This window comes from Paraburkholderia solitsugae, from assembly GCF_013177695.1.
GTDB classification, from domain to species: Bacteria; Pseudomonadota; Gammaproteobacteria; order Burkholderiales; family Burkholderiaceae; genus Paraburkholderia; species Paraburkholderia solitsugae.
Genome location: NZ_WOEY01000056.1, coordinates 15,789 through 36,998 on the forward strand (window position 1 = coordinate 15,789; position 21,210 = coordinate 36,998).

The 21,210-nt window shown below is 61.3% G+C and carries 20 protein-coding genes and 1 pseudogene; 15 read left to right on the forward strand and 6 right to left on the reverse strand.

All coding sequences use genetic code 11. The features are described from left to right. Positions 1-14: 14 nt before the first annotated feature. The 3 genes from GNZ12_RS13510 to GNZ12_RS13520 all read left to right on the forward strand — a co-directional run bounded on the left by GNZ12_RS13510 (position 15) and on the right by GNZ12_RS13520 (position 3,366). Positions 15-1,328 carry a serine hydrolase domain-containing protein gene (locus tag GNZ12_RS13510; protein ID WP_172310796.1) on the forward strand — a complete coding sequence of 438 codons (1,314 nt, stop codon included), beginning with the start codon at positions 15-17 and terminating at the stop codon, positions 1,326-1,328. Positions 1,329-1,384: 56 nt separating this feature from the next. Beyond that, positions 1,385-2,251, forward strand: coding sequence for an NmrA family NAD(P)-binding protein (locus tag GNZ12_RS13515; protein ID WP_172310797.1), 867 nt, complete (start codon positions 1,385-1,387; stop codon positions 2,249-2,251). A 92-nt stretch (positions 2,252-2,343) separates the two neighbouring features. Next, positions 2,344-3,366 (forward strand): aldo/keto reductase, encoded by a 1,023-nt coding sequence (locus tag GNZ12_RS13520; protein ID WP_172310798.1) that lies wholly within the window; start codon positions 2,344-2,346, stop codon positions 3,364-3,366. Positions 3,367-3,681: 315 nt separating this feature from the next. On the opposite strand, the gene GNZ12_RS13525 is transcribed toward GNZ12_RS13520, so the two are convergent. Together GNZ12_RS13525 and GNZ12_RS13530 are read right to left on the reverse strand one after the other, a co-directional pair. Further along, positions 3,682-4,803 (reverse strand): YncE family protein, encoded by a 1,122-nt coding sequence (locus GNZ12_RS13525; protein ID WP_172310799.1) that lies wholly within the window; start codon positions 4,801-4,803, stop codon positions 3,682-3,684. Positions 4,804-5,193: 390 nt separating this feature from the next. Continuing rightward, on the reverse strand, positions 5,194-6,117 hold the full coding sequence (locus GNZ12_RS13530) for a LysR family transcriptional regulator (RefSeq protein WP_172310800.1): 924 nt from the start codon (positions 6,115-6,117) through the stop codon (positions 5,194-5,196). A 155-nt stretch (positions 6,118-6,272) separates the two neighbouring features. Here GNZ12_RS13530 and GNZ12_RS13535 point away from each other — a divergent pair, with 155 nt between their 5' ends. Together GNZ12_RS13535 and GNZ12_RS13540 are read left to right on the forward strand one after the other, a co-directional pair. Beyond that, positions 6,273-6,878 (forward strand): FMN-dependent NADH-azoreductase, encoded by a 606-nt coding sequence (locus GNZ12_RS13535; RefSeq protein ID WP_172310801.1) that lies wholly within the window; start codon positions 6,273-6,275, stop codon positions 6,876-6,878. 40 nt (positions 6,879-6,918) lie between these two features. Next, on the forward strand, positions 6,919-7,824 hold the full coding sequence (locus tag GNZ12_RS13540; protein ID WP_172310802.1) for an NmrA/HSCARG family protein: 906 nt from the start codon (positions 6,919-6,921) through the stop codon (positions 7,822-7,824). Between the two features lie 223 nt (positions 7,825-8,047). On the opposite strand, the gene GNZ12_RS13545 is transcribed toward GNZ12_RS13540, so the two are convergent. Continuing rightward, entirely contained in the window at positions 8,048-8,959 is a 912-nt protein-coding gene (locus GNZ12_RS13545) for a helix-turn-helix transcriptional regulator (RefSeq protein WP_172310803.1), read from the reverse strand. A 272-nt stretch (positions 8,960-9,231) separates the two neighbouring features. Here GNZ12_RS13545 and GNZ12_RS13550 point away from each other — a divergent pair, with 272 nt between their 5' ends. The 5 genes from GNZ12_RS13550 to GNZ12_RS13570 all read left to right on the forward strand — a co-directional run bounded on the left by GNZ12_RS13550 (position 9,232) and on the right by GNZ12_RS13570 (position 14,421). Beyond that, positions 9,232-9,990, forward strand: coding sequence for a crotonase/enoyl-CoA hydratase family protein (locus GNZ12_RS13550; protein ID WP_172310804.1), 759 nt, complete (start codon positions 9,232-9,234; stop codon positions 9,988-9,990). 41 nt (positions 9,991-10,031) lie between these two features. Further along, positions 10,032-10,979 carry a 3-hydroxyacyl-CoA dehydrogenase NAD-binding domain-containing protein gene (locus GNZ12_RS13555; RefSeq protein ID WP_172310805.1) on the forward strand — a complete coding sequence of 316 codons (948 nt, stop codon included), beginning with the start codon at positions 10,032-10,034 and terminating at the stop codon, positions 10,977-10,979. Between the two features lie 63 nt (positions 10,980-11,042). Beyond that, the gene (locus tag GNZ12_RS13560) at positions 11,043-11,963 is read left to right on the forward strand and encodes a BKACE family enzyme (protein WP_172310806.1); all 921 of its coding nucleotides are present in this window, start codon (positions 11,043-11,045) and stop codon (positions 11,961-11,963) included. A gap of 85 nt (positions 11,964-12,048) precedes the next feature. Beyond that, on the forward strand, positions 12,049-13,938 hold the full coding sequence (locus GNZ12_RS13565; RefSeq protein WP_235993720.1) for a feruloyl-CoA synthase: 1,890 nt from the start codon (positions 12,049-12,051) through the stop codon (positions 13,936-13,938). A gap of 108 nt (positions 13,939-14,046) precedes the next feature. Then, the gene (locus GNZ12_RS13570) at positions 14,047-14,421 is read left to right on the forward strand and encodes a VOC family protein (protein ID WP_172310807.1); all 375 of its coding nucleotides are present in this window, start codon (positions 14,047-14,049) and stop codon (positions 14,419-14,421) included. A 128-nt stretch (positions 14,422-14,549) separates the two neighbouring features. Here the strand turns inward: GNZ12_RS13570 and GNZ12_RS13575 are convergent, their stop codons facing one another. Then, positions 14,550-15,257 carry a GNAT family N-acetyltransferase gene (locus tag GNZ12_RS13575; RefSeq protein WP_172310808.1) on the reverse strand — a complete coding sequence of 236 codons (708 nt, stop codon included), beginning with the start codon at positions 15,255-15,257 and terminating at the stop codon, positions 14,550-14,552. Positions 15,258-15,596: 339 nt separating this feature from the next. Between GNZ12_RS13575 and GNZ12_RS44315 the strand changes: the two are divergent. The 4 genes and pseudogenes from GNZ12_RS44315 to GNZ12_RS13595 all read left to right on the forward strand — a co-directional run. Next, a pseudogene (locus tag GNZ12_RS44315) lies at positions 15,597-15,893 on the forward strand (helix-turn-helix domain-containing protein); the annotation flags it as partial. A 191-nt stretch (positions 15,894-16,084) separates the two neighbouring features. Further along, on the forward strand, positions 16,085-16,345 hold the full coding sequence (locus GNZ12_RS13585; RefSeq protein WP_172310809.1) for a hypothetical protein: 261 nt from the start codon (positions 16,085-16,087) through the stop codon (positions 16,343-16,345). A 226-nt stretch (positions 16,346-16,571) separates the two neighbouring features. After that, positions 16,572-17,294, forward strand: a complete 723-nt coding sequence (locus tag GNZ12_RS13590) for a helix-turn-helix transcriptional regulator (RefSeq protein WP_172310810.1) — start codon at positions 16,572-16,574, stop codon at positions 17,292-17,294. A gap of 32 nt (positions 17,295-17,326) precedes the next feature. Next, positions 17,327-17,701 (forward strand): VOC family protein, encoded by a 375-nt coding sequence (locus GNZ12_RS13595; protein ID WP_172310811.1) that lies wholly within the window; start codon positions 17,327-17,329, stop codon positions 17,699-17,701. A gap of 71 nt (positions 17,702-17,772) precedes the next feature. Here the strand turns inward: GNZ12_RS13595 and GNZ12_RS13600 are convergent, their stop codons facing one another. Next, a complete protein-coding gene (locus GNZ12_RS13600) occupies positions 17,773-18,405 on the reverse strand; it encodes a class I SAM-dependent methyltransferase (protein ID WP_172310812.1) in 633 nt (210 codons plus the stop codon). Positions 18,406-18,601: 196 nt separating this feature from the next. After that, on the reverse strand, positions 18,602-19,069 hold the full coding sequence (locus tag GNZ12_RS13605; protein ID WP_172310813.1) for a YaiI/YqxD family protein: 468 nt from the start codon (positions 19,067-19,069) through the stop codon (positions 18,602-18,604). Positions 19,070-19,333: 264 nt separating this feature from the next. On the opposite strand from GNZ12_RS13605, the gene GNZ12_RS13610 reads away from it, so the two are divergent. Then, positions 19,334-21,013, forward strand: a complete 1,680-nt coding sequence (locus GNZ12_RS13610; RefSeq protein WP_172310814.1) for an ABC-F family ATP-binding cassette domain-containing protein — start codon at positions 19,334-19,336, stop codon at positions 21,011-21,013. The last annotated feature ends 197 nt before the right edge of the window (positions 21,014-21,210 follow it).

The window sequence follows — 21,210 nt, forward strand, 5'->3', positions numbered from 1 at the left end:
CCAAGGAGTAGGAGATGACCGTTCAACTCACCCGCCGCGACCTGTTGAAGCGGGCCTCCGGCCTCCTGGCGGTCGCCGCAGTGGGCGGATTGACTAGCATCGGAACAGAGGCTGCGGAGGTTCATCAGGAGCGTCATCGTGTTCTGGTCCGCAACCCTGCCTTTGCTGCGATTGACCTTTCCCTGCGGCAGGCCGTCGACAACGGCACGGTAGCCGGTGTGGTGGCGATGGGCGCTACGCAGCGCGGGCTCATCTACGAGGGCGCATCTGGCCATGCCGATCCCCAGACCGGTACGGCAATGACGCCCGACACGGTGTTCTGGCTGCTATCGATGACCAAGGCGATCACAGCAACGGCCTGTATGCAGCTCATCGAGCAAGGCAAGCTCTCGCTCGATCAACCCGCGGGCGACATTCTCCCGGAGCTGAAGTCCCCGCAAGTGCTGGAGGGCTTCGATGCATCCGGACAGCCGAAGCTACGTCCCGCGCGAAACACAATCACGGTGCGTCATCTGCTGACTCACACGTCCGGCTTCACGTACAGCATCTGGAGCGAAAACATCAGCCGGTACGAAAAAGTGACCGGCATGCCGGATATTGGCTACTCGATGAACGGCGCGTTCAAGGCGCCGCTGGAGTTCGAACCTGGCGAACGCTGGCAGTACGGCATCGGGATGGACTGGGTCGGCAAGCTTGTCGAGGCCGTGACCGATCAGTCGCTGGAGGTCTACTTCCGGGAGCGCATTTTCGCGCCGCTCGGCATGAGCAATTCGGGCTTTCTGATCAGCAGCGCGCAGAAGCGGCGCGTGGCGACGATGTACAACCGGCAACCCGACGGATCGCTCAAGCCCGCTCCGTTCGAGATCAACCAGCGGCCGGAGTTCTTTATGGGCGGTGGCGGCGCATTCAGCACGCCGCGCGATTACATGGCGCTCCTACAGATGCTTGTGAACGGAGGCACGTACCGCGGCGAGCGGGTCCTGCGTGCCGATACCGTTGCGGCGATGTTCCAGAACCACATCGGAGATCTTCAGGTAACCGAAATGAAGACGGCGCAGCCGGCGTGGTCGAACTGCTTCGACCAGTTTCCAGGGATGCCTCACAAGTGGGGGCTCTCCTTCGACATCAACACACAGCCGGGTCCGCATGGCCGCAGCGCGGGCAGCATCAGCTGGGCGGGACTGCTGAACAGCTATTTCTGGGTCGATCCGGTCAGGAAGGTGGCCGGCACGCTGTTCACGCAGATCCTGCCGTTCTACGACCCACGGGTGGTGGACCTGTATGGACAGTTCGAGCAGGGGCTGTATCGCGGGCTGCAGCACGCCTGAGTGCCAATCACAGATCGTGACACTTCTATCTACGCAATAAGCAAGGAGAAACTGCAATGTATGCAATCACAGGGATAACAGGAAAGGTCGGCGGCGCGGTGGCGCGCACGTTGCTCGAAGCGGGCCAGCCGGTACGCGCGGTTGTACGCGATGCCGCTCGGGCACGTTCGTGGGCTGAGCGCGGGTGTGAAGTGGTGACAGCCGACATGGACGATGTGGCGTCCCTGACCGCCGCTTTCGAGGGCACGCAAGGCGTCTTCATTCTGCCGCCGTCCGAGTTCGATCCGTCGCCGGGCTTTCCCGAGGCACGTGCTGTCATTGACGCCGTGCGTGGGGCGCTGCAGTCGGCGGCGCCTGGCAAGGTTGTCTGCCTGTCGACGATCGGCGCGCAGGCCACCGAGATCAATCTGCTTACGCAACGTACGCTGATGGAGCAGGCGCTTCGCGAGTTACCGATGCCCGTGACATTCCTGCGTCCCGGCTGGTTCATGGAAAACGCCGCATGGGACGTGGCGCCGGCCCGGGACACGGGGGTGATCCCCAGCTTTCTGCAGCCGCTCGACAAGGCCGTTCCGATGGTCGCGACCGCGGATGTGGGTCGCGTTGCCGGACAACTGCTTCAACAAACCTGGCGCGGCGTGCGTGTGGTCGAGCTGGAGGGGCCGCACCGTGTGACCCCGAACGATCTGGCCGAGGCATTGGCCCAGGTGCTCGGCCGTCCGGTTCGTGCGGAGGTTGTGCCGCGCGAAACATGGGGCGAGCTGTTCCGGTCCCAAGGTACGAAGGACCCGTTGCCCCGTATGCGCATGATCGACGGGTTCAATGAAGGCTTCATTGCCTTCGAAGGCGATGAAGCCCACATCGTCAAGGGCGAGGTGGAGCTGGAAACGGTCTTGCGAGGCCTCGTCTCGCAGGCGGGCTAACGCGGGCACACCCGGTGACGCGTGCAGGATGCCGCGTCGCCGGGTGCTTTCCGCTCGTCGTTCATCAAGGGATTCATATCAAGGGGTTCGCTATGGAATACAGCACACTCGGCAGGTCAGGCCTGCGCATTTCCCGTTTTTGTCTTGGCGCGATGACCTTTGGTGCCGGTACCGGAATCTGGGGCGAAATTGCCGGCCTCGACGGCGCCCAGGCCACTCGGCTTGTCGCGATCGCCGTCGAGCAGGGTATCAACCTGATCGATACGGCTGACGCCTATTCGCAAGGGCAGTCCGAAGTGGTCGTTGGTCAGGCGTTGACTGACCTTGGACTCGACGAGTCGCGCATGTTGGTCGCGACCAAAGTTCGGCTGCGCACAGGAGCTGGCCACAACGACATCGGGCTCGGCCGCTCGCACATCATGCGGTCGGTGGAAAGGAGCCTCCGGCGTATCGGCCGCGACCATATCGACCTTTTTCAGTTGCACGACCGTGACGAACTCGTGCCGCTCGAAGAAACGCTTCGCGCGCTGGATGATCTTGTCACGCAGGGAAAGGTGAGGCACATCGGCGTGTGCAATTTCAGCGCGGGCGATCTGGAGCGTGCACAGGGAATGACCAACTGTACGCATGGGGCCCGCATCGTCAGCAATCAGGTTCACTATGCGCTGACGAGCCGCGACGTCGAGCATGAGATCGCGCCCGTGGCAAAGGCGAATGATGTTGCGCTTCTGGTGTGGAGTCCGCTCGCGGGCGGGTACCTGAGCGGCAAGTACATGCAGGGAGGCAGCGGCGAAACCGGGCGTCGAACCAGGCTGAATTTTCCGCCGATCGATCCCGCGAAGGCGGATCCTATCGTGCATGTATTGCGCGACATCGCTACGGAATTGAACGCGTCGCCGGCTCAGGTGGCATTGGCCTGGATTATGGCGCGCCGTGAAGTCTGTTCCGTCATCGTAGGCGCGCGCACGCCCGACCAACTGAGCGCTAACCTCGACGCTCAGCAAATCGCGTTTAGCGCAGCGCAGACCGAACGTCTGAATCAGGTTTCGCAGCCGCAGCTTCCCTATCCATACTGGATGCAGCAGTTCCACGACAAGGATCGAGTAGTGGTCTGATTGCTTGTCCAGCGCCTACCCGCATGCTTCCTTGTACGCTCGCACGGCAGCAGACAAGGGCAGGCGCCGAACAACCCTTAACGGTCTGGGACGCTCATCATCTGCCTGAGCGCGGCCAAGGTGAGCCATGTAGGATGCGCCTGCGATCGACCGTTCCAGCTACGATGAAAGACAGTCACCACCGGCGCTCCAGACCCGTAACCCACCGGATCGTGGAGCGTTTGGTGGGAGCCGCCCATCCAACCAGTGTCGAAACGTGTCTGTGGCAATCGTCATCCAATCCGGCCCGCTGGCCTATGACTCACATCGGAAAGACTAGTGAGTCGAGAACACTGAGATTCCGCCGTTGGGGAATCCTGCCGCGCCGGCCTGGAACGGCACATAAGCTTGCCCAAGCGTGCTGTCGATGGCGACAGAATGCGCCCCTGTGCCCACCGGAATCTTAAAGAGCAACTGCCGTGAGGCGCCATCGATGACGGCCATCTGTGGGCTAAATCCCGACGCTGCAGCGGTACCGCTCGTGACGTAGTGCCGGGCCGGGAGGAAATAGCGGTTGGAAGCCGGATCGTAACTGACCTGGTCCACCCCGCCAAATGGCAGGCTGGCTTGAATTGCGCCACTCGCACGATCGAGGATCAGCGTGATGAGCGGGTCGCCCGCCGGCGGATCGCATCCAACGAGCACGTCGTTATTCGGGCCGAGCACGATTCCCGCCGGTCCGCACTTCCCTAGTGGAAACGACTTGCTGACAAAAGGACTTCCCGCTACCGCGGAGCTGGCGGTGATGACATCGAGCTCGCCATCGGGATTGGCGGACGTCCCGTCATTGTTGATCAAAAAGCTCTTCGAGGCAGGATCATAGGTGCACGCTTCGAGCCCCGACGAGCCGTTGAAAGGAAGCTTTGCCACCGCCTTTTGTGTCAGCGTGGAAATCAACGTGACGAACGGCGGCGAGTCTCCGGGGCTTGCGAACATCACAAGATGATCGTCAGGATCGTAGCAGCCCTCATCGACGCGCGATCCGGAATTACTGATGACGATTGTGTTGACCGTCTTTTGCGCAGCTGTATCGATCACTTTAACTGAGTCGACGTCGCCGACATAGATCGTGTTCGTGCCGGTGATACCTACAATTCCGTCTGGACCGGACTCGTCTGTCGTGGCGCCGGCACCGATGAATGGCCCCGGGATCTGTGCGATCAACGTGTTCGATTGGGTGTCTACGACATCGACTGCTTTGTTATTGCGGTCGGCGAGAAAGTACTTGCCGGCCTCGACGTAGCTGATGTCGAAACTGAATGGTGGGCTCGAAGCATTGGGCACGGCGATGTTCGCCAGTAGCTTTGGCGGTGTCGGTGCGCTGACGTTATCTCCACCTCCGCAGCCGGCCAATGCGGCCGCAGCGAGCAACATCAAGGTCATCATGCGCTTTTCCATCGATTCGTCTCCTTTCCGTTTATTGGCCTGGCCGTCGGTCCAGGGATCGGCTCGAGTACTGAAATTTATCCCGCTCCTGAACGACGACGATCAACGAACGATTTCTTAAGGAATCTTAAGAAATGGTCGTCCGAAGAGATAACCACGTTTCCCATGGATGCGGCTGCGCAGCGCATGAATTGTGGCTATAGACTGGCTGTCTGGCTCACACAATGGCGGCGCGACGGAAAATCGGAAAGTAAAACTTATTTATGGTCTGCATTACGTGGACGCTATACCCGTAATGAATTTGAAGCTTCCATGGACGTGGTGGTGACATGAGCGCGCGATGATCTGTTCGGCGGTGAACCGGCTCTTACGCTTCGCCCGCCTTGGGGTTAGGTGACGAACTTATCGGCTGGCAGGGTTCCGTGAGGGATTTGTCATCGCTTTGTCCAGCTTCTCCAAAAGAAACTCGGCGAAGACCGCTACTGCGGGCGGCACCGGTGGGCGGCTCGTGTAGACGAGCTGCAGGCCGAGGTCGCTGCTGGCACGCCGATAGGTCGGCAGCACGCGTGCCAGTTTCCCCTGCGCGATGATTGGCTCGGCTATTAACTGCGGCAGCAACGCAATGCCCAGTCCAGCTATACAAGCCTGCGCCAGCACTCGCATGTCGTTGACCGCGAACCGGCTGTTGATCGACACTTCCTGACTACCGCGTGGACCCTGCAGACGCCACGTGTTGCGACCCTGGCGATTGGAAATCGTCAGACAGTCGTGTTCGGCCAGTTCACGCAGCGTGCGTGGTGCAGCGCGCCGTTCCAGATAGGCCGGACTCGCTGCGAGGATCATTGCACTCGGCGCCAGCCGACGCACCTTAAGGCCACTACGGGTCTCGATGCCCATGCGCAAGGCCAGGTCGATGCGCTCGGCGATCAGATCGGTCGGCGTATCGTCGAGCAGGAAGTCGATGCTGATGTGTGGATAGCGCCCGTAGAACTCGACCAACCATTCCATGCGGAAGAATGCGAACAGGCCGGCCATCGCGGTGACGCGAACCGAGCCGGACGGTGCCTGCTCGTCTGCATGGAGTTGCCCGATCTCGAGGATCTGGTCAAGCGCTGGCGCATAGCGCTCGAACAGCGCCTGACCTTCCGTGCTCGGCGCGAGTTTGCGAGTCGAGCGATGCAATAGACGTGTGCCGAGTTGCCCTTCGAGTTGATCGATGCGTCGGCTCAGCGTGTTTGGCGGCATGCCCAGACGCCGCGCCGCCTCGGAGAAGCTGCCGGCGCGGACGACTTGGACGAACATCGCCAGATCATTCAGATCAAGCATGCTATTTATCCATAATTGGATTAATCAAATCCTATTTTACCATCTAGTGTGAAGTGTATTTAGTCCCCATACTTGAGATGTCATTCAGTATGGAGACCAAGCTGCTCATCTCCGCCGAAGCACTGAAGCAGTAATCCCGTTCGGAGGTAAGTATCATGAAACTGTTACACGTAGATTCCAGCATCCTCGGGCAAGGCTCCGTCAGCCGTGATCTATCAGCGGATGTCGTCGCGACCTTCCGGGGCCGCCATCCCGACCTTGCGGTCACTCGTCTCGACCTTGCCGCCACACCGATCGGTCATCTGACGGCAGCACACCTCGCGGCCGCGCAAGGCGCTCCGGTCGACGATGCATTGAAGCCCGACGTTGCCATCGGCCAGGCCGCGCTTGAGGCGTTCCTGGCAGCCGATATCGTGGTCATCGGCGCGCCGATGTACAACTTTGGCGTGCCCTCTCAACTGAAGGCCTGGATTGACCGCATCTCCGTCGCCGGGAAGACGTTCCGCTACGGGGAGCACGGTCCGCTCGGACTGTGCGGCGGCAAGAAGCTGGTCATCGCCTCATCGCGCGGCGGCGTCTACAGCGAAGGCTCGCCCGCCGCCGTCTTCGATCATCAGGAAACCTATCTGAAAGCGGCCTTCGGATTTCTGGGCATCACAGATATCACCTTCATTCGCGCGGAAGGTGTGGCAATGGGTCCGGAGGCACGCAGCGGGGCCATCGCCTCGGCGAAGAAAGAAACCGCCGCGCTCGCTGCGTGAGGTAGCACCGCCCTAACAAAATACCCCATGGAGCACAACCATGTCGAACACCCAGAAGCTCATCGCCGTCGTGGGCGCAACCGGCCAGCAAGGCGGCGCTGTTGTGCGCGCGCTGCAGGCGAGCGGTCAATTCAAAGTGCGCGCGTTGACGCGCAATCCGGCCAGGCATCCGAAGCTGGGTGACGAAGTCGTGCTGGCGGATTTCAATCGTCCGGAAACGCTTAAAGCCGCATTTGCCGGAGCACACGGCGTTTTCCTGGTGACTAATTCCTGGGAAGCACAAGCAGACGAGCCCAAGCAGGCGCTCGCGGCCATCAGCGCGGCGAAAGACGCCGGCGTACAGCACTTCATCTGGTCGACGCTTCCCAATGTGGAGGCGATCAGCGGCGGCACGATCAATGTCCCGCACTTCACGGCCAAGGCGAAAGTCGAACCCATCGTAAGCGAGGCCGGATTTACGTACCACACGTTCGTGATCGCGCCGTTCTATTACCAAAACCTGATCGGCCTAATGGCCCCGCAGAAACAACCGGATGGCACTGCGGGTTGGGCGCTGCCGCTTGATCCCGAGCGGCGGGTCATCCACATGGGCGACATCACTGAACTCGGCCGCATCGTGGTTGGTGCGTTCACGCAGCCGGAACTCGCGGGGCACGGCGAACATTTGCCGCTGGTCGGCGATTTCCTGAGCTTCAACGAGATCATCGCCACCTTGAATCAACAAGGAAACACGCTCTCGTTCAAGCAAGTCCCGCGCGAGGTTTTTGCCGGCTGGTTTCCGCACGCCGACGGTATCGCGGCGATGCTCGCCTACTTCGAAGCGCACACGTACCTCGGCTCGGATTCGGGAGACGCGATCGCGCTCGCCAACAAAGTCGCCGGCCAGCAGCCGACGAAGTTTGCCGCATGGGCCAAGGCGAACTTCGCGATCCCGGCAGCCGCCTGAAACACACCTCTCCGAACGAGAAGGTTCCTTGAAGCACACGAAGAACGGGCGAGCCCCCGCTGCCGTAGCCGAGTCCAAACAAGGCCATCAACCCGTCACCCATGTCGTTGTCGATGTAGCCCCGTGCTTTTCGATCGACTGCTCAGGTTCAGTGGCAGAACATCAATCTTCAGCAGACTTTCCTTTTGGGAGTAGGCCACATGGGTATCGACAGGCTGCTAGCTCACGACAGCGCTACCTGCTCAGGAAGGTCGATGGTAAGTTGGTGCATAGACTGTGCGGGCGTCAGGTCCGATGTGTCGAGCGTCATATTCGCCAACTGATACAGATTTTCGCGCGCATCGAGCATGCGGTGAATGTGCTCCAGCGCCTCGCGTTGCAATGCCGGCGTCGCGATGCGCGCGTCGTTCTGCGCCATCACTCGCGTGAAGTGCACTTCCGGCCGTGCTTTTAGCCACACCGTATAAAACGTGCGCAGCATCAGTTCATAAGTGGCGGCCTCGGCGACGATACTCCCGCCGGGCGCCAGCACGACGCGTGGATAGGTATCGATGATCTGCTCGACGCAACGGCGCTCCAGTCGCCGCATGCCTGTCTGTCCATAGAGCGTGATTACTTCGCCGATGGCAATACCAGCCTCCTGTTCGATCAGCTTGTCGAGTTCGACGAACGGCACATCGAGCCGTGCGGCGAGCAGGGCGCCTAGCGTCGATTTGCCCGCGCCGCGCAAACCGATCAGCGCAACTCGCCCGCCTGGGCCGACGCCGGCAAATCCCGGCGCCGAGATCAGTTGCTGGCGCAGTCGCGCCAGCGTTGCGGGAGGTTGCTGTTTGAGATATTGCACAAGCATCGTCAGATCGGCGTTTTGCGCCGCGCCATCGGACAGAAAGTCCTGCATCGGCACATTGAGCGCGACGGACAGTTTGTGCAGCAACGCGACCGATACATTGCCCTCGCCACCCTCGACTCGCGCCAGATAAGGTACCGACACGCCCGATTGCGCGGCGAGCTGCTTGCGTGTCATGCCGCGCTGCGCCCGCAGGACGCGCACGCGCCGCGCCAGACTGGCGAGCAGGGTGTCCTGCGCGGAGTTCGCGGCAGTTGACGGCGCGGGTTTGGGATTCTGAGTCGCCATATCTGTTCTTGACGGGAAAGCTGCATTTTACGCGAGCCCCCGTTCCAATCGTTTCCGTCGCGGCCGATGCCGTCATGCGTGTCCCGCATGACACAGGCTCGCACCAAAAACTATACTATAAGATATGTTGATGCGGTAGAAAAACCGTAATAGGTGAACCGTATCACAAAATATGGGAAAAAATAGGGGTATACGCCGAATTCTCAGATTCTGATTGCGCTTCAAAAAATATCTTATAAGATATTTTTCATCGAACGACCCCCGGTGGAAGGATGACTGACCGATTACTTGATGTGCAGCTAAACGGCGCGGTGGCCCATGTGGAATTGAACCGGCCCGCGAAGCGCAACGCGCTCAGCGACGCATTGATCGACGCCCTCGATGCGGCTTTTGCAAGCTTTGGCGATGAAGTCCGCGCGGTGGTGTTGTCGGCCGCGGGCGAGCATTTTTGCGCGGGCCTCGACCTGGCCGAAAACAGCGTGCGTACCCCCGTCGATACCTTGCGTATCTCGCAGCGCTGGCATCAGGTGTTTCACCGCATCCAGTTCTCGAACAAACCGGTCGTCGCGGTGCTGCAGGGCGGCGTGATCGGCGGCGGGCTCGAGCTGGCGCTGGCGGCCCACGTCCGCATCGTCGAAGTGGGCGCGTTCTTCCAGTTGCCGGAGGCGCAGCGCGGGATCTTCGTCGGCGGCGGCGCATCAGTGCGTGTCTCGCGCGTGATCGGCCCGGACCGCATGACGGAGATGATGTTGACCGGCCGCCGCTATAGCGCCGAAGACGGTCATCGTCTGGGCTTCGCGCACTACCTGGCCGAGGCGGGTCAGGGCCGGCAGATGGCCGCGCAACTGGCCGCACAGGTGGCGGGCAACGCGTCGCTGTCGAATTGGGCGGCGATCAATGCGGTACCGCGCATCCACGACATGTCAATGAGCGACGGCCTGTTCACCGAAGCGCTGACCGCTGCGGTGACGCAAGGCAGCCACGACGCGCGCGAACGGATGGAAGCGTTTCTGAACGGCAGCCGCCGCTAGCGGCGGGCCACGCTGCCACCCATAACAACAGGAGACACGTTGTGAATGAAAACCCCATCATCCGCCGCGTTGGCGTGGTCGGAACGGGCGTGATCGGCGCGAGCTGGGCGGCGTATTTTCTGGTCCGCGGCCTCGAGGTCAGCGCGACAGACCCCGCGCCCGGTGCGCGCGAGCGGCTTGCCGAAGCGATCGCGCGGCATTGGCCGACCCTTGTCAAAGGCGACCTTGCTGAAGGTGCTTCGCAGGACAAGCTCACATTCCACGACTCGCTCGAGGCCGCACTCGAAGGCGTGCAATTCGTCCAGGAAAGCGGTCCGGAGCGCATCGATCTGAAGCGGGCGTTGTTCACCCGTATCGATGCGGCGCTCGCCGAAAACGTGCTCATTGCGTCGAGTTCTTCTGGTCTCCTGATGAGTGACGTGCAAACGGCGTGCCGTTATCCGCAGCGCGTGGTATTGGGGCATCCGTTCAATCCGCCGCATCTGATTCCGCTTGTCGAAGTGATCGGCGGCGAGCGTACGTCGCAGGATGCAATCCGTCGCGCGATGAATTTTTATCGGACGATCGGCAAGCGGCCGATCAATCCGCACAAGGAAATCAAAGGGCATATCGCCAACCGGCTGCAGGCGGCGTTGTGGCGCGAGGCGTTTCATCTGGTGTCGATCGGCGCGGCGAGCGTGAGCGATATCGACGCTGCGATCGCGTACGGCCCGGGTTTGCGCTGGGCCGTGATGGGCCCATTCGCGAACCTGCATCTGTCGGGCGGTGAGGGCGGCATGCAGCATCTGCTCGAGCATCTTGGCGGGCCCATCGAAAGCTGGTGGGCCGATCTCGGCACACCGGCGCTCACGCCCAGCCTGAAACAACAGGTGATCGACGGCATCGGGGCAGAGCTTGCCGGCCGCGGCGCTGACCAGATCGCGACGCAGCGTGACGACATGATTCTCGGCATGTTGCGCGCCAAAGCGGCGTCGACTTCGATCCCCTAGGCGATGGCCGTCACGCCCGGTCATCGACGAATTGCACGAAACATAAAATTGAAGGAGACAAGCATGAGCGGCAAGCCCAAAGTGATCGTGACCATCGCCCCCACCGGCGGCATGGCCAGCAAAAGACAGAACCCCAACCTGCCGACGCAGCCCGCTGAAATTGCCGGCGACGTGTACGACTGCTACAACGCCGGCGCAAGCGTCGTCGCGGTGCACGCCCGTTTGCCGGATGACGGCGCGACCTGCGACTCGGGGATCTATCGCGACATCAATACGCGAATCCGCGCGAAGTGCGACATTGTGATCAACAACTCGACGGGCGGCGGCGTGCACGGCGAAATGATCGGGCGCGCGCCGAACGGCTACTGGGAAATCCTCTGGGAAGAACGGTTGAAAGGCCTGGATGCCGGCGCCGAAATGTGCACGCTGGACGCGACGACGATCATCGCCAGTTTCGACGACAAGGAGCTGTTGATGCACACGTCGCCGCAGCGCTCGATGCATCTCGCGCTGGAAATGAAAAAGCGCGGCATCAAGCCGGAGTGGGAGGTGTTCAGTCCGACCCATATCGTGCAGGACGTGGCCGCCTTGACCGCAGCCGGTTTCGACGACGAACCGTTCTTTATCAACCTTGTAGTCGGCGCGCATCGCGGCTTTCAGAACGCGATGCCCTACACGCCGCGCGTGCTGCAATCGATGGTCGATCTGTTGCCGAAGGGCAGCATCTTCTGCGTGAGCGGCATCGGGCCGGCGCAGTTGCCGTCGGCGATGAATTCGCTGCTGCTCGGAGGCCACGTGCGCGTAGGGCTGGAGGACAACCTTTACTACGGCCCCGGCGACCTCGCGACCAATGTCCAGTTGACCGAGCGCATTGTGCGCCTCGTGCGCGAGATGGGCTACGAACCGGCAACGGCCGCGGAAGCGCGCGAGATCATGGGCTTGCCGCGCAAGAACGGCCCGCGGCCCGACTTCGCGATGCATTGACGCTAGTCGCTCATCACAACCATCAGGAGACAAGCGATGTTGCATTCACATCGGGGATCGGCCCGGGCGGCGTTAGAGGTGGGCAATGGGTCCTGAACTGACCGGATGGACCGATGCGATGCTTGCGGGCCATGCGCGCCGCGGCAGTGACGCTGGCTTGCCGCTCGCGCAACCGGACATCGTGCAGGAGACGCGAGCCGATGGCAGCTTCGTGCTGCGCTCGCGCACGAAGCTGGCGCCGTACGGACGCAGTGTCGTCGACTGGCTTGAGCATTGGGCGGCGCACACACCCGCTACGCCGTTTCTCGCCGAACGGATTCGCGACGGCGGTGCCGCGCGCTGGCGCATGGTGAGCTATGCCGAGGCGCTGCGCAGCGTGCGCTCGATTGGCCAGGTGCTGCTCGATCTCGACGCCGCGCCGCATCGGCCGGTGACGGTGCTGTCCGATAACAGCGTCAACCATGCGCTGATGACGCTCGCATCGATGTATGTCGGACGGCCCGCCGCGACGGTGTCGTCGGCCTATGCACGGGTCGCGAAGGACCCATCGAAGCTGCACCGCATTCTGCGTCAGCTCGATCCAGCCGTAGTCTATGTCGAGGACGGCGACATCTACGGCCCGGCGCTTACCGCCGCGCCGTTTAGCTGTATTGTCGTTGCGACGCACGCGCTGCGGCCCGGCTGGCTGGGGTTCGATACGCTGACGTCGTGCGAGGCGACCGACGCGGTCAGCGCGGCGCATGCACGCATTGCGCCGGGCGATATCGCGAAGCTGCTGCTGACCTCGGGCTCGACGGGCAGTCCCAAACTCGTCATCAACACGCACGGCATGCTGAGCGCCAATCAGCAGATGATCGCGCAGTGCTGGACGTTCGTCGATCAAACCGCGCCGGTTGTCGTCGACTGGTTGCCGTGGAGTCATACGTTCGGCGCCAATCACAACTTCAACCTGATCTTGCGGCATGGTGGCACGCTGTACGTCGACGATGGACGGCCCGCGCCCGGTCTGATCGAACGCAGCGTCGACAATCTGCGCGACGTCGCGCCGACGCTCCATTTCAACGTACCACGCGGGTTCGATGCGCTTGCGCCGTTTCTGGAAAACGACGACGCGTTTGCCGCGCGCTTCTACTCCCGCTTGCAGGTGCTGTTTTACGCGGCGGCGAGCTTGCCGCCGCAGCTGCGCGAGCGCTTCGAACGTGTCGCGGGGCGTCATCGCCGCGCCGACACCGAGCCGGTTTTTTTCGCGTCAGCGTGGGGCGCGACGGAGACCGCACCGCTCGTGACCAGTGTGCATTTCCGGCACGACATAGCCGGCAATATCGGCGTTCCGGCGCCGGGCAATGAACTGAAGTTTGTCCCGGCCGGCGGCAAGCTCGAAATGCGGGTGCGCGGACCGTCGGTCTTTCCAGGCTATCTGAACGATCCGGACGCGAGCGCCGCGGCCTTCGACGAGGAGGGTTTTTACCGGATCGGCGATGCCGGCAAGCTGTGCGACACCGCCGATCCGAATGCCGGCGTGCTGTTCGACGGACGTGTCGCCGAAGACTTCAAGCTGTCGAGCGGCACATGGGTATCGGTCGGCACGCTGCGGCTCAATGCAGTGAATGCGCTCGCCCCGTTCGCGCTTGACGTCGTAGTCGCCGGTCATGACTGCGCTGAGATCGGCGTGCTGATTTTCCCGACCGCGGCGTTGCGCGCGCTTGCGCCGGAGCTCGATACGGCGACGGGCATCGAACTGGGTCGTCACGAGGCGGTTCGCGAGGCTATATGTAGAGGATTACGAAGTCTAGCCAGCGATGCCGGTGCGTCTCAACGCGCGGCACGCGCGGTGATTCTGTCCGGGGCACCATCGCTCGAAGCGGGCGAGATCACCGACAAGGGCTATGTCAATCAACGGGCGGTATCGACCCTGCGCGCGGATGAGGTGCGACGGCTCTTTTCGGCGGATGACTCGGTGATCGTGATCGAGTGAGCCTTCAACAAGTCTACCGGTGGCTACTTGTGGCTACGTGTGGCAACATCGCGGTGATCTCTAAATCACGTTAGGCCTCGCGCAGGCCCACACACTTCAGGAGAGTTCATGTTCGACCACGTCAAATTTGGAGTCAGCGACTTTGCAGCGAGCAAAGCGTTCTTCCTCAAGGCACTCGAACCGCTCGGCGTAGCGGTTGTCTCGGAGGGGCCGCCGACGTACGGTGTCGAGCTTAGCCCACAGGGTAAGGCTTCATTGTGCCTGTACCAGACCGAGGAAAAGCCGGCGCATCTTCACCTGGCGTTCACGGCCGAGAATCGCCAGCAAGTCGAAGCTTTCTATCGCGCGGCTCTGGAGGCGGGTGGCAAAGACAATGGTGCGCCTGGTCCGCGCCCGCACTACCACGCGAACTACTATGCAGCTTTTGTCATTGGTCCGGACGGGCACAACATCGAAGTGGTTTGCCACCAACCCGAGGCCTAACCCTTCCATCGGGTGGACTCGCGAGGCTAGGTCGGCTCTCATATCAAACGTTGAGCGTCAGTTATTCGGCGGTCGGCTGGGCGTTTCGAGCGCCCGCACGTCCTCGATGCATCAACAGGAAAATCGCATCACACCGCGCCTGGATCCGCATGTCTGATCAGGGTAAGGAGGAACGTGCGCCGCAACTCGAATCCAAGACGTTCATACAGCGCGATCGCGGATTGGTTGTCACTGAATACGTGCAGGAATGGCGTCTCCCCACGACGCTCGATTTCCCTGCATAAGCGATTCACAAGCCGGGCAGCAAGGCCCCTGCCGCGCCAGTCGTCATCCACACAAACCGCACTTATCTCAACGTATCCGTCGAGGCGCATTCGTTCTCCTGCCATCGCAATGAGACGCCCCCGGTCGCGAATTCCGATGTAGTCGCCCATCTCGTGAGTTCGCTTGCCGAAAGGACCAGGTCTGGTCTTTTGGACCAGGTCGAGCATGTCTTTCGCATCGACGTTACTCAGTGGGATCACGTCCTGATCGTCCGTGCTTCTGGCTTCGTGACGAGTAGCCACCATCTGATGAACGGTGCCCATTCGCTCTGCTCGCAGCGCCTCGATTGGAGTGACAGGATCAAGAGACAGCAACGCTACCTGCTCATGAGGCAGCAGGAGCTGGTGGAGCGCCTGGTAGGCCGGCGGGGTCTCGCACGCCACCGCTGCAAACGGAGCCACGTCGGGGCGGTAGCGACGGGCAAGCAGATCGCCTTGGCGCAGATGCGCCTGTCTGGTTGTCAGGGCCGTCCAGATCGGGTGATCGAGGCTAGATTGTGTTGAATGGTTCATACCGGTTCCTTTTGACCGCTCTATTTCCTGCTGCACCATCAAACGGCGTTCACCAGGATGTCGTCCGGGCAACGCGGACAGGTTGCGTTCGGATTGAGTACCACTGTAGACAGGAACGCGCGTGCGTACTATTGTCGTAAGTGACATTTTTGAGGTCATTCACGACATGAAGTTAACGGTTCTCGCTCTCGATGGGGTGTTCGACACGGGGTTTTCCGCGGTGCTTGACGTTTTCATCACCGCGAACGATCTGGCCGCGCTCCAGCAGCCCGGCGTCGGCCCGCACTTTGAAATCGACGTGATCGGTATGCGGCGCGATGTGCGAACTGCTTTGGGCATGCGCGTGCAGATCCCGTCGTCAAGCGCTGGGCAAGAGGCCGGCTCGCTGAGGGCTTTTCGCTTGATGCAGCCGCGAGCGGTCTGGCAATCAGTACGCGAACACTGCAGCGCCGCATCGAGGCTGTGCTTGGAAAATCTCCGCTTTCTTACTTCCAGGACCTTCGCGTCGAGCGAGCCGTTCATCTCCTGCGCACGAGCAGCCTCGGCATCGAGGCAATTGCCACGGAGGTCGGTTATGCCGACGGCGCGACCTTGCGCACGCTGTTGCGCCGGCGCCTTGGGCGCGGGGTGCGCTAGCTACGTGGCGCCAGGGCAGACGACATTTGAAAGCCTGCTTATCGGCAGATATGTGACCTTCAGCTGGCAAGGCTGAAGGACTGCAACGGGTAGGACTGCGCCTTCTGCGTTCGGCAGAGTCCGGCCACGTATCGGGACGAATTCGTCATCGGTCATACTGTCAAAGTAACGTTGCTGGAGTTCACACCATCATGAAGCCCTTTTGCTTCGCAGCGGCCCTCGTCATGCTCACCGCCAGCTGCGCCTCGGCATGGTCGCCTGCGAATAATCAGACCGTGCGGCCAAGTCCGGCCGACACGGATACCTACATTCTGCACACTACCGGCGGTGCGACGCCCGGTGACTCCACGTCAAAGCCACCGAGGCTCAGCGTCGGTGTCAGCTATCCCGATACGCAATTGATTCTGCCGTGGTTCCTCAATGACATCATCAACTTTATTAACTATCGCTAGTCTGACAGCGAGTTGCTGCGGTTTGACTGGGAGCGGCTCCTGACGATCTTGTCTGGGGCTGCCAACGCGGTTCGGAGAATGTGTCAGTGCGGCCAACAGGAGACGTTCGACAGAGCCTTATAGATCGTCAACAATGCAATCTCTATCTGGAAGCAACCTATTGTTATGCGGCTCGAAGCCACCGATGGTATCGTCGACTTACTGCAGTGTCGATCAGGATCAGCGTATGCCACGCTCCGAACGTCTCCTTAATCTCTTGCAAGTGTTACGGGGTTATCGACGCCCCGTAAGTGGTCAAGCTTTGTCCGAGAAGCTTGGCGTGAGCATCCGAACGCTATACCGGGACATCGCCAGTCTGCAAGCGCAAGGAGCAATGATCGAAGGGGAGCCGGGCGTTGGTTACGTTATGAAACCGGGTTTCATGCTGCCGCCAATGATGTTCCGCTCAGAGGAACTCGACGCCTTGGTTCTTGGCATGCGCTGGGTGGCTGATCGCTGCGACAAGACGCTATCGGACGGCGCGCTGAGCACGCTTGCGAAGGTAGCCGCCGTACTACCCACTGAACTGCGTCGAGAACTGGAGGAATCGTCGCTGCTAGTCGGTGCGCCGTTGAAGAGACCTGCCCACAAGGTCTCGCAAGACCTTTTACGTGCCGCAGTTCGAGCGGAGCGAAAGCTTAATATTACTTACGCGGACGGCAGCGGTATTAACTCGCAGCGCGTAGTTTGGCCATTTGCTCTGGTGTATTTCGACCAGGCCCGGGTGCTAATGTGTTGGTGCGAGCTTCGAGCAGATTTTCGGAATTTCCGATCGGATCGAATCTTGAACGTCGAGCAGACAGAGGAGCGCTACCCCAAAAGTCGGTCAACGCTGCTTCGAGAGTGGCGTAAGGTCAATCACGTAGCTAGCCGCACAATACTGCCAGAATCTGACAGCATCGACCATTAGACTGAGTTTCCTTTCTTAGCCAGGAGCTCAAAATGAAGTTCGCATCTGTTCGTGTTGTTACCCGGGATATTGAAGGTCTGGTCGAGTTTTACCAAAGGCTTTCCGGTCTCGGGGCTGCGCGGCCGGCTGATGGGTTTGCTGAAATACAATTCGAAGGAGCGACGCTTGCGATTTCGTCTGAGCACCTGATTAAGCTTTTTAATGTCGGCGCCGCCATCGCGGCTGCGAATCAGTCGGCGATCCTGGAGTTTGAAGTGGAGGACGTTGACGCAGTGTTCGAACGAATGAATGCGTCGGGGACAGACATCGTTATGCCGACAACGTTGATGCCGTGGGGCAATCGCTCGCTGTTGCTGCGTGACCCGGATGGGAATCTCGTGAACATATTCTCTCGACCAAAGCGTTGAGGAAACGCGCCGGACCACGGTAACTTCCCCGACCGCAGCCGGTTATGTCTGTCGCGAACTAGCCCGGCACTTCACGCGGCCTGCTTGCGCCACACGCTGGCGAGCCAAGGCTGTTGCTCGCGCGGCAAGCCGGCAGGCCGGTAATAGTGCTCGAGTTCGAAGAATCCCGCATCCACCATGTATCGGCACCACGCGTCGAGATCGTGGAAAGCACCATAGCGGCCATGGCTCCAGCCTTCCTGGTTCGCACCACGCGGATTGGAGCTAAATAGCACGCCGTCGGGCTTCAGCGTCGAGTGCAGTTGCTGCAGCACGCGTGCCAGATTCCGACTCGGGACATGAAACAGGGAGGCGTTGGCGAAAACGCCGTCAAAGCGTGCGAGCGGCAAATCGAGGTGCAGAAAATCCTGCTGCCACACCTCGCAGCCGGTCTCGTCGCGCGCCATCGCGACGAAGCGTTCGGCACCATCGAGACCAACCGCGTGATGACCCAGCGAGGTGAAGGCCTTAAGATCTCGCCCCGGCCCGCAGCCAAAATCGAGGATCGCAAAAGGCGGCTCGACGACGATATGACGCAGTAGCGCATCGATGTTCTGCGTGACGTCGTAGTCGCTCGTGCCTTCCCGGAAATCCTCCGCGTGCGCGTTGTAGTGCCGCAGCGTAACGGTGCTGATTCGTTCGAGCTCCCAAGCGGTGGGTGTCATGGGGCGGGTCTCCAATGCATAGCGGGAACAGCGAAATTCTCGACTCGGGTGAACCGAAAAGGCTGTGTAGACGTCACGAACATGCGATGCGGGGATACCACGAGGTGGTCTCACAAGCTATCTCTGACCGAGCCGCAGTTGAACCTGATCTCTGGTCAATAGGCGCTATCTTCTTGTCGTACTGCGGCTCGCATCGTCAAACAGCTGCGCCTGGCGGCGCGCGATGGCGCGCGAGAAACCGATCCAACTGTCCCGCGAACGTCTTGCTGTCGCGCGGGCTGTACGGCGCCGGACCGCCCGTATCGACGCCCGCGCTGCGCAGTTGTTCCATCACTGCACGCATCGTCAGGCGTTCCTCGATATTCTCACGGCTAAACCAGTTTCCACGCGGGTCGAGTGCATACGCGCCCTTGTCGAGCGTAGCGGCGGCAAGCGGTATGTCCGCGGTAATCACCAAGTCGCCGGCCGCGACCAGTTCGACGATACGGGCATCGGCGGTGTCGAACCCCGCCGGCACTTGCAGTGCCTTGATATAGGGCGATGGCGGCGTGCGCAAATACTGGTTCGCGACGAGCGTCACGCACACTTCGGTGCGACGCGCGGCCCGAAACAGCATGTCCTTGACGACAGCCGGGCAGGCGTCTGCGTCAACCAGCACTTGCATCGCGGTATCTCCATTAGGTGGAGGGAGCGATCATATATTACCGTGCGCGCGTCGAAGCTCAGAGAGTACAACCGGCCAGGAGCCGTCATTCACCGTCTGTTCGCTGGCCCCGCAGCCGGATCGCCCGGTGCGCCAGTGCCCGCCTCGCTTTGTGGCGGGTGGGCGCCGCAAAGCGCAAGCGGTTCTTCACTCGTGCGGCCAGAAAAGAGACGGCCCTGTACGTCCGGTGGGCTATCATGCCTGTCCTCTCCGAAGTAGCTCCTTATGATTTCCGTCCGTAATGTCACCCTGCGCCGCGGCGTCAATGTCGTACTCGACAGCGCGTCCGTCACCTTCACCCCCGGTGAAAAGATTGGCCTTGTCGGCCGCAATGGCGCCGGCAAGTCGTCCTTCTTTGGCCTTCTCAACGGCACGCTGCACGAAGATGGCGGCGAGTTCTCGATTCCCACTGCATGGAAGATGGGCCAGGTCGCGCAGGAGATGCCGGAGAGCGAGCAGAGTGCGACCGACTTCGTAATCGAGGGTGATACCGTGATGCTGGCCGCGCAGGCCGAAGTAGCCGCCGCTGAGGCCAGCGACGATGGCATGCGCATGGCGCACGCCTACATGGCCCTGCACGACGCCGGTGCACATGATGCGCCCGCACGTGCCCAAGCGCTGATCCTGGGTCTTGGCTTCAGTGCTGCGCAGCTTAGCCAGCCGGTCAACAGTTTCTCCGGCGGCTGGCGCATGCGACTGCAGCTGGCGCGCGCGCTCATGTGCCCGTCTGACTTGCTGTTGCTCGACGAGCCGACCAATCACCTCGACCTCGACGCGCTGGTCTGGCTGGAAGCGTGGCTCAAGCGCTATCAAGGAACCATGGTAGTGATCAGCCACGATCGCGAATTCCTCGACGCGGTGACGCAGGTGACGGTGCACGTCGACAACGCCAAGCTCGTGCGTTATGGCGGCAACTACAGCAAGTTCGAAGACATGCGCGCTGAGCAACTGGTGTTGCAGCAGGCCGCGATGGCCAGGCAGGTGGACAAGATCGCCCACCTGCAGAAATTCATCGACCGTTTCAAGGCCAAGGCCTCGAAGGCGAAGCAGGCGCAGAGCCGGGTCAAGGCGCTCGAACGCATGGAGAAGATCGCACCAGTGCTTGCCGACGCAGAGTTCACCTTCGAGTTCAAGGAGCCGCTCAACGTCCCGAACCCGCTGTTGTCGATGCTGGACACGAGCTTCGGCTACCCGGCGCCGACCGGCGCACCGCCGGGCACGCCGCCGACGGTCATCGTGCGGGGGATCAACCGATCCGTGCTGGCCGGGCAGCGCATCGGCATTCTCGGTGCCAACGGCCAAGGCAAGTCCACTCTGGTGAAGACGGTGGCGCACGAACTGGCGCCGATTGCCGGCGAAATCAGCGAAGGCAAAGGCCTGAACATCGGCTACTTCGCACAGCAGGAACTCGACGTGCTGCGTCCTCTCGACACGCCGATGGAACACATGATCCGCCTTGCCAAGGACACGCCGGCGCACATGCGTGCCCCCGGCCAGAGCGGCACCGAACAATCGCTTCGCACCTTCCTCGGCACCTTCAACTTCAGTGGCGACATGGTCCATCAGGCGGTCAGCACGATGAGCGGTGGCGAAAAGGCGCGGCTCGTGTTGTGCATGATCGTGTGGCAGCGCCCCAACCTGCTGCTGCTCGACGAGCCTACCAACCACCTCGACCTGGCCACACGCGAAGCGCTAGGCATGGCACTCAACGAATTCGAAGGCACAGTGATGCTGGTCAGTCACGACCGGTCGCTGCTGCGCGCGGTATGTGACGAGTTCTGGCTCGTTACCAAGGGTGGCGTCGAGCCCTTCGACGGCGATCTGGACGATTACCAGCAGTTCCTGCGCGACGAAGCCCGTCGCATGCGCGAGCAAGCTGCCGGGGAGCAGAAGGTCATCGCCTGAACTAACCCCCTGGCAGTTCCAGTTTGGAAGCTGCCATAGCGCTCGCATCGAGTCGAAGGGCCGCTTAGCGGTACGCCGAACGAAACCGCTCGGGGAAGTGGATGGGCTCCTGCCTGCCGATCGGCGACGCGCCAAACGACCGCAATGGGGTCTACAGCCGTGTCGCGAGGAGACTGTGCTCAGATATAGACGCGCGC

Bases quoted from the DNA above. Each gene is read 5' to 3' on its own strand.
- GNZ12_RS13510 (WP_172310796.1), top strand. From the start codon at position 15: ATGACCGTTCAACTCACCCGCCGCGACCTGTTGAAGCGGGCCTCCGGC.
- GNZ12_RS13515 (WP_172310797.1), top strand. From the start codon at position 1,385: ATGTATGCAATCACAGGGATAACAGGAAAGGTCGGCGGCGCGGTGGCG.
- GNZ12_RS13520 (WP_172310798.1), top strand. From the start codon at position 2,344: ATGGAATACAGCACACTCGGCAGGTCAGGCCTGCGCATTTCCCGTTTT.
- GNZ12_RS13525 (WP_172310799.1), bottom strand. From the start codon at position 4,803: ATGGAAAAGCGCATGATGACCTTGATGTTGCTCGCTGCGGCCGCATTG.
- GNZ12_RS13530 (WP_172310800.1), bottom strand. From the start codon at position 6,117: ATGCTTGATCTGAATGATCTGGCGATGTTCGTCCAAGTCGTCCGCGCC.
- GNZ12_RS13535 (WP_172310801.1), top strand. From the start codon at position 6,273: ATGAAACTGTTACACGTAGATTCCAGCATCCTCGGGCAAGGCTCCGTC.
- GNZ12_RS13540 (WP_172310802.1), top strand. From the start codon at position 6,919: ATGTCGAACACCCAGAAGCTCATCGCCGTCGTGGGCGCAACCGGCCAG.
- GNZ12_RS13545 (WP_172310803.1), bottom strand. From the start codon at position 8,959: ATGGCGACTCAGAATCCCAAACCCGCGCCGTCAACTGCCGCGAACTCC.
- GNZ12_RS13550 (WP_172310804.1), top strand. From the start codon at position 9,232: ATGACTGACCGATTACTTGATGTGCAGCTAAACGGCGCGGTGGCCCAT.
- GNZ12_RS13560 (WP_172310806.1), top strand. From the start codon at position 11,043: ATGAGCGGCAAGCCCAAAGTGATCGTGACCATCGCCCCCACCGGCGGC.
- GNZ12_RS13565 (WP_235993720.1), top strand. From the start codon at position 12,049: ATGGGTCCTGAACTGACCGGATGGACCGATGCGATGCTTGCGGGCCAT.
- GNZ12_RS13570 (WP_172310807.1), top strand. From the start codon at position 14,047: ATGTTCGACCACGTCAAATTTGGAGTCAGCGACTTTGCAGCGAGCAAA.
- GNZ12_RS13575 (WP_172310808.1), bottom strand. From the start codon at position 15,257: ATGAACCATTCAACACAATCTAGCCTCGATCACCCGATCTGGACGGCC.
- GNZ12_RS13585 (WP_172310809.1), top strand. From the start codon at position 16,085: ATGAAGCCCTTTTGCTTCGCAGCGGCCCTCGTCATGCTCACCGCCAGC.
- GNZ12_RS13590 (WP_172310810.1), top strand. From the start codon at position 16,572: ATGCCACGCTCCGAACGTCTCCTTAATCTCTTGCAAGTGTTACGGGGT.
- GNZ12_RS13595 (WP_172310811.1), top strand. From the start codon at position 17,327: ATGAAGTTCGCATCTGTTCGTGTTGTTACCCGGGATATTGAAGGTCTG.
- GNZ12_RS13600 (WP_172310812.1), bottom strand. From the start codon at position 18,405: ATGACACCCACCGCTTGGGAGCTCGAACGAATCAGCACCGTTACGCTG.
- GNZ12_RS13605 (WP_172310813.1), bottom strand. From the start codon at position 19,069: ATGCAAGTGCTGGTTGACGCAGACGCCTGCCCGGCTGTCGTCAAGGAC.
- GNZ12_RS13610 (WP_172310814.1), top strand. From the start codon at position 19,334: ATGATTTCCGTCCGTAATGTCACCCTGCGCCGCGGCGTCAATGTCGTA.